Annotated in this window: 6 protein-coding genes; 3 read left to right on the top strand and 3 right to left on the bottom strand. The window is 69.3% G+C overall.

Going from position 1 to position 6,404, the window contains the following annotated elements; all coding sequences use genetic code 11:
• Positions 1 to 230: 230 nt before the first annotated feature.
• Positions 231 to 851: a hypothetical protein gene (locus ABH940_RS31710; protein WP_370072142.1), complete on the bottom strand. Its 621-nt coding sequence runs from the start codon at positions 849 to 851 to the stop codon at positions 231 to 233.
• Positions 852 to 920: 69 nt separating this feature from the next.
• On the bottom strand, positions 921 to 2,369 hold the full coding sequence (gene ahcY, locus ABH940_RS31705) for an adenosylhomocysteinase (RefSeq protein ID WP_370072141.1): 1,449 nt from the start codon (positions 2,367 to 2,369) through the stop codon (positions 921 to 923).
• A 316-nt stretch (positions 2,370 to 2,685) separates the two neighbouring features.
• Here ahcY and ABH940_RS31700 point away from each other — a divergent pair, with 316 nt between their 5' ends.
• The 3 genes from ABH940_RS31700 to ABH940_RS31690 all read left to right on the top strand — a co-directional run bounded on the left by ABH940_RS31700 (position 2,686) and on the right by ABH940_RS31690 (position 5,093).
• A complete protein-coding gene (locus ABH940_RS31700; RefSeq protein WP_370072140.1) occupies positions 2,686 to 3,711 on the top strand; it encodes a heavy metal-binding domain-containing protein in 1,026 nt (341 codons plus the stop codon).
• Between the two features lie 97 nt (positions 3,712 to 3,808).
• On the top strand, positions 3,809 to 4,639 hold the full coding sequence (locus ABH940_RS31695; protein WP_370072139.1) for a heavy metal-binding domain-containing protein: 831 nt from the start codon (positions 3,809 to 3,811) through the stop codon (positions 4,637 to 4,639).
• A 61-nt stretch (positions 4,640 to 4,700) separates the two neighbouring features.
• Positions 4,701 to 5,093 (top strand): hypothetical protein, encoded by a 393-nt coding sequence (locus ABH940_RS31690; protein ID WP_370072138.1) that lies wholly within the window; start codon positions 4,701 to 4,703, stop codon positions 5,091 to 5,093.
• A 67-nt stretch (positions 5,094 to 5,160) separates the two neighbouring features.
• Here the strand turns inward: ABH940_RS31690 and manA are convergent, their stop codons facing one another.
• Positions 5,161 to 6,402, bottom strand: a complete 1,242-nt coding sequence (gene manA / locus ABH940_RS31685; protein WP_370106848.1) for a mannose-6-phosphate isomerase, class I — start codon at positions 6,400 to 6,402, stop codon at positions 5,161 to 5,163.
• Positions 6,403 to 6,404 lie beyond the last annotated feature (2 nt).

Raw genomic sequence — 6,404 nt, 5'->3', positions numbered from 1 at the left:
AGTAACTGGCGTTGACTTTTGGCACGCTGTTGAGTTCTCAAGGAACGGACGCTTCCTTCAGCCCCGTTTCACCGGGCCCTCCGGGCGCTTCCTTCGTTTTCTACTCTATCAGAACTTTTCAGTCCCGATTTCGCAGTCCCCGTCAATCGAATTTCCGATTCTCTGAGGGAGGTTTGCCGCGCTGCTCAGCGGGGCAACTCGAAGAACGTTACGTGGCCGTACGGCCCGAGTCAAATCCATGCGCCCGGAGGAGTGTCCAGCTCCTCCAGTTCGACGCCGGGTGCTGACAGGACGACGTCGCCGGCCAGGTGGACCAGGCCTTCCTCCCCTGTCTCCAGGTCCGCGACGCGGAACCGACGCACCGTCAACGGGCCGCTGTCAGTGGTGTGTGTTTCGATGCCTTCGAGGGTCCAGCCCTGGTCCAGCGTGCGTGGGGCCAGCACGGGCTCGGTGAAGGAGACGACGCGGACGCGCGCGGAGGAGCCCTCCGGCAGCGCCAGCATCCGTGCCGTCGCGATGAGAAACGCCGGCGAGCGGCCGGTGAAGGCGTGGGCCTTCTCGTTGCCCTCGCTCGTGAACGAGAGATCCCGGTCGTCGGGGTGCGTGCGCACCCAGGTCAGCCCGGCGAGGGCGCCGCCGCGCACCTGCCAGCCGTGGCGGCGCAGTTCCAGCCGGACGGGGCGGGACCGGGAGTCGAGAGTCAGGTCGACGGAGCCGTCCAGCGTGCCGTCCGTCGCGAAGGTCTGCGCCGTGTAGCGCCAGCCGGAAGGTCCGGCGGCGCAGCTGAAGCGTTCGTCACCGAGGGAGGTGTCGTCGTGCGTGTCATGGAACGAGTAACGGCCGCTGGGCATGGGACGAGCCTATGCGCCAGCGGCCGCTGGATGATCCTCGCTGCTGCCTACCGGGAGGCAGCGCGCCTATCAGTAGCGGTAGTGGTCCGCCTTGTACGGGCCGTCGACCTTGACGCCGATGTAGTCGGCCTGCTCCTGGGTCAGCGTGGTGAGCTTGACGCCGAGCGCGTCCAGGTGGAGGCGGGCGACCTTCTCGTCCAGGTGCTTGGGCAGCGTGTAGACGCCGACCGGGTACTCCTCCGGCTTGGTGAACAGCTCGATCTGGGCCAGGGTCTGGTCCGCGAACGAGTTGGACATCACGAAGGACGGGTGGCCGGTCGCGTTGCCCAGGTTCAGCAGGCGGCCCTCGGACAGCACGATGAGCTTCTTGCCGTCCGCGAAGGTCCAGGTGTGGACCTGCGGCTTGACCTCGTCCTTGACGATGCCCGGGATCTTCGCCAGACCGGCCATGTCGATCTCGTTGTCGAAGTGGCCGATGTTGCCGACGATGGCCTGGTGCTTCATCTTGGCCATGTCCTTGGCCATGATGATGTCCTTGTTGCCGGTCGTGGTGACGAAGATGTCCGCGATCTCGACGACGTCGTCCAGCGTGGCGACCTGGTAGCCGTCCATCGCGGCCTGCAGCGCGCAGATCGGGTCGATCTCGGTGATGATGACCCGCGCGCCCTGGCCGCGCAGCGACTCCGCGCAGCCCTTGCCGACATCGCCGTAGCCGCAGACGACCGCGACCTTGCCGCCGATCAGCACGTCGGTGGCGCGGTTGATGCCGTCGATCAGCGAGTGGCGGCAGCCGTACTTGTTGTCGAACTTGGACTTGGTCACCGCGTCGTTGACGTTGATGGCCGGGAACAGCAGGTTGCCGTCACGGTGCATCTCGTAGAGGCGGTGGACACCGGTGGTGGTCTCCTCGGTTACGCCCTTGATCTCGGAGGCGACCTCGGTCCACTTCTTGGGGGTCTCCTTCAGGGTGCGGTTGAGCAGCTCCAGGATGATCCGGAACTCGTCGCTGTCCGCGGTGGAGGGGTCCGGCGCGGCGCCGGCCTTCTCGAACTCCACACCCTTGTGGACCAGCAGCGTCGCGTCGCCGCCGTCGTCCAGGATCATGTTCGGGCCGGAGTGGCCCGGCCAGGTCAGCGCCTGCTCGGTGCACCACCAGTACTCCTCCAGCGTCTCGCCCTTCCAGGCGAAGACGGGGATGCCCTGGGGGTCCTCCGGGGTGCCGTTCGGGCCGACCGCGATGGCGGCCGCCGCGTGGTCCTGGGTCGAGAAGATGTTGCAGGAGCACCAGCGCACGTCGGCGCCCAGCGCGGCCAGGGTCTCGATCAGGACGGCAGTCTGCACGGTCATGTGCAGGGAGCCGGTGATGCGGGCGCCGGCCAGCGGCTGCGCGGCGGCGTACTCCTTGCGGATCGCCATCAGGCCGGGCATCTCGTGCTCGGCCAGCTCGATCTCCTTGCGACCGAACGCGGCAAGCGAAAGGTCGGCAACCTTGAAGTCGCCGGCGTTGAGGGACGTCACGCTGTATCTCCATCACGTCGAGGTAGCGGGAGGCGGCGGTCCGGAACCCAGGTGCGGCCCGATGTGCGGGCACACCAACGCGGTCATGCCGACGGGGCCGCCGGGTCCGGGAACCCGAATGCGTGCCTCAACCGTATGACCGTTTGTTCCGGACCAGTGCGTCGGAGGCCCTCTCTCCCTCGGCGTGCCCGAGCCTGGAGCCCGGAACCTGCCGACCGCCATCAGCAGCGACGTCTGGTTCTTGAGACGAATCTACACCGTGCGTACATTCCGAGGGGCGCAAAGTGTTCGCGAGGCCGGACAGGAGTGGGACGGGATGACGGTTCCCTGGAACGGCGGCGGGCTACCACCTGCTGCCGCCGAGCGGATCGCCGGGGTGAGAGGCAGCGGGACGTGGACGTCCGCCCTCTCCACCGGCGAGTTCGCCTCGGTGAAGTCGGTCGGCTTCGAGCCGGTCGGGCAAGTGATGGGGTCGGCGGTGTTCCAGATCGCGCGCAGCGGTCGGTACTGGGGCTACCACGACTGTCTCTACAACGGCGCGGGATTCGGCTTCAGCTACGGCAACCGCGGCGACGCGCCCGTCGCCCTGTCGGGGCAGGGAGCCCCGTCGCGGCAGTTGGTCGGCGTCTTCGACCAGGCCCGCCGTACCGCGCTGGGCCGGATGACGGCCGAGTGCTCGGCGCTGGGCGGTGACGGGGTGGTGGCTGCGGAGCTCACTATGGCGCCGTTCCCCAATGCGCCCAACTGCCTGGAGTTCAAGGTGATCGGCACCGCCGTCCGGGCGCAGGGCAACGTCCGGCCGCGACACCCGTTCACCTGCCACCTGGACGGCCAGGGGTTCGCCAAGCTGGTGAGTGCAGGGTGGGTCCCGGCCGAACTGCTCGTCGGCATGTCGATCGGGGTCCGGCACGACGACTACCGCACGCAGTCGCAGCAGTTCTCGTGGCAGAACACGGAGATGACCGGTTGGAGCCGACTGATCCACGCGATCCGCGCCGACGCGCGTCAGCAGTTGCAGCTGCAGGCGTCCCGGAAGGGCGGTGACGGTGTGATCATGGCCGCCGGCGATCTGCGGGTCTGGCGGGAGTCCTGCATCCGTGCGGCCAACCGCAACAACTCCGAGCAGGAGGACCACGTGGCCGAGGCCACGATGATCGGCACCAGCATCGCCCGGTTCCGCACCGGCGACCAGAAGCCGCGCACCCTCTCGGTCATGCCGCTGGGCAAGCGTGGCGACCGGCTGCGTCAGCGGCTCGCCGCAGTAGCGTCGAGCCCGTACGCGGACCCGAACGAGTACCGGCGGCTGGCCGACGAGCTGAGCGAACTGGGGGATCAGGGATGATCCCCCACCCGCCCGGCGGCAGCTCCGTCTCTGACAGCAGCAGCATTTCCGACAGCAGCCTTTCCAGTACTTCCAGCAACCCGTGGGGAGCCGTTCGATGAGCACGACCGATCCGACCGCGCAGGGCGTGCCCGCCGACGCGATGCGCCGTCTTGCCGAGCTTCAGCCCGGCAAGGCGGGCTCGATCTTCACCAGCGACCTCTCGGTCAACGAGTTCCTGCTGGTGCGCGAGGCCGGCTTCAAGCCGATCGGCCTGGTGCTCGGCAGCTCGATCTACCACGTGGGCATCCAGTTCGGCCGCTGGGGCAAGAACCAGGAGCTGGAGACGCTGAGCCAGGCCATGTACCACGCTCGCGAGCTGGCCATGACCCGCATGGAGGCCGAAGCCGCCGCGCTCGGTGCGGACGGCATCGTCGGCGTCCGGCTCTCCGTCGAGGCGCGGGAGTTCGGCAACGACATCGCCGAGTTCATCGCCATCGGCACGGCGGTCAAGGCGGATCACGCGCCCCCCGGCGGTGGCAGCTGGCGCAACAACAAGAACCAGCCCTTCACCTCGGACCTGTCCGGCCAGGACTTCTGGACGCTGATCCGGGCCGGCTACGCGCCGCTGGGCATGGTCATGGGCACCTGCGTCTACCACATCGCACACCAGCGGATGGGCGCGGTGTTCTCCAACATCGGCAAGAATGTGGAGATCGAGCAGTTCACCCAGGCTCTGTACGACGCGCGTGAATTGGCGATGGCGCGGATGCAGACCGAGGCCGAGGCGCTGCACGCCGAAGGCGTGGTCGGGGTTCAGCTGAACGCCCACAACCACCGCTGGGGCGGGCACACCACGGAGTTCTTCTCGATCGGCACAGCGGTCCGCCCGCTGCGTCCGGACCACGAGATCGAGCGGCCCACGATGGTGCTGAGCCTGGACGGCTGAGGCCTCCGGTGCGACGAGGCGACGCCCTGAGAGCCCGAGACAGCGAAGAGAGACGAGAGATATGAGCGAGATCGAGCTGCTGGCGGCGGCGCTGCGCCGGGACGCGGCGGATCTGGACATCTATGCCCAGGTACTGACGGGCTCCCTGGCGGACGCGCTGCCGCCCGGCTCGGTCGAGCTGAGCCACAAGCGGTCCATGTCGGACCGGATGTCCGGGCGCCCCGGAAAGGTGGAGAAGCTGGAGGTCTCCCTGGACGACCGCCGGCTCATCCTCACCCTGGCCCACGGCCGCCCCCAGGGCGAGGTGGCGACGATCGTCCGCGGCGTGGTGCTGTCGCGCAAGCAGGTCGCGCTGGACGAGTGGGTCCACGAGCTGGCGGAGGCGGTGGCCGCACGGGCCCAGTCGGACGCGCGGGCCCGGGCGGCGCTGGAGAAGTTGGTCCTGGGGCTGTAGGCCTGCTGCGGCGAGGGACGTTGCGCCCCTGAACGGTGCAACTCCCTCGCTTGCACAACCCCTGGTGTCAGAGCGTGACGGTGGCGCGGAAGAGCGTCGTGGCGGAGCCCGTCGCGGTGACCGGCGGGTTGTCGGCGGGGATGAAGCAGGACTGGCCCGGGGAGAGTGTCAGGCGCTGGCCCGCCTCGTCGGTCAGCGTGGCCTGGCCCGACGTGCAGAGCACGATCTGCGGGGTGCCCGTCGGCAGCGGCCACTCGCCCAGCTCGTAGCGGGAGAGGCGGAACTCGTCTATCGGGACCGGGTACAGCTGCTCGCCCGGGTTGTCGGGCACGCTCTGGGGCGGGACCACGCTCGGCTCGGTCGCCTCGAAGCGGACGACCGCGAGCAGTTCCGGCACGTCGATGTGCTTCGGCGTCAGACCCGCCCGCAGGACGTTGTCCGAGTTGGCCATCAGTTCCACGCCCAGGCCGCGGAAGTACGCGTGCGGCACGCCCGCGCCCAGGTAGATCGCCTCACCGGGGCGGAGTACCACGTGGTTGAGCAGCAGCGCCGAGAGCAGGCCCGGGTCGTTCGGGTAGTGGTCGGCCAGCACGGCGTAGTCGGCCAGCGCCACGGCCTCGTCGGAGGCTTTGTCCGAGGCCTCGTCCGAGGCCTCGTCGGCGGACGCGGCCTCCGCTGCCAGGCGGCGAAGGGCGTTGCCCGTCTCGGCGACGAGCGCCGGGACGGTCGCCTGATCGAGCGTCAGCACCAGCGTGAGAGCCTCCCGCAGGGCCTCCGGCTCGGGCTTGGTACGCAGGACGTCGGCCACCGGCCGGAGGCCCGGGACGCCGAGGCGCTCCAGCAGCGCGGCCGTCCGCTCCGGGCGGCGGAAGCCGCAGACGCCGGTGAACTCGTCCAGCGCGCACAGCATTTCGGGCTTGTGGTTCGCGTCTCGGTAGTTGCGCTCGCGGGCATCCAGCGGGATCCCCCGCGCCTCCTCGACGACGAAGCCCGCCTTGGCCTGCGCCAGGTCCGGGTGGACCTGGACGGACAGGGGTTCACCGGCGGCGAGGACCTTGAACAGGAACGGCAGCGTCGGACCGAAACGGCGCACCGTCGCCGCGCCCAGTTCGCGCTCCGGGTCGGCCGCGATGACCTGGTCCAGGGTCTGCGGACCGTGGCCGCGGTCGACGCCGGAGGGAGCGCCGGGGTGGGCGCCCATCCACAGTTCCGCCTGCGGGTCCTCGGTGGGTTCCGTCCCCAACAGCGCCGGCAGCGCGGTGCGCGAGCCCCAGGCATACGGACGGATGGTGGTGGCGAGGCGGTCCATAC

Origin of the sequence: Streptacidiphilus sp. BW17, assembly GCF_041262485.1 — a bacterium.
Classification (GTDB): Bacteria; Actinomycetota; Actinomycetes; order Streptomycetales; family Streptomycetaceae; genus Streptacidiphilus.
This window is presented reverse-complemented; position numbering and strand designations above follow the sequence as displayed.

Excerpts from the sequence above, each read along its gene's own strand:
- ABH940_RS31710 (WP_370072142.1), bottom strand. The coding sequence starts at position 851 with ATGCCCAGCGGCCGTTACTCGTTCCATGACACGCACGACGACACCTCC.
- ABH940_RS31700 (WP_370072140.1), top strand. The coding sequence starts at position 2,686 with ATGACGGTTCCCTGGAACGGCGGCGGGCTACCACCTGCTGCCGCCGAG.
- ABH940_RS31695 (WP_370072139.1), top strand. The coding sequence starts at position 3,809 with ATGAGCACGACCGATCCGACCGCGCAGGGCGTGCCCGCCGACGCGATG.
- ABH940_RS31690 (WP_370072138.1), top strand. The coding sequence starts at position 4,701 with ATGAGCGAGATCGAGCTGCTGGCGGCGGCGCTGCGCCGGGACGCGGCG.
- manA (WP_370106848.1), bottom strand. The coding sequence starts at position 6,402 with ATGGACCGCCTCGCCACCACCATCCGTCCGTATGCCTGGGGCTCGCGC.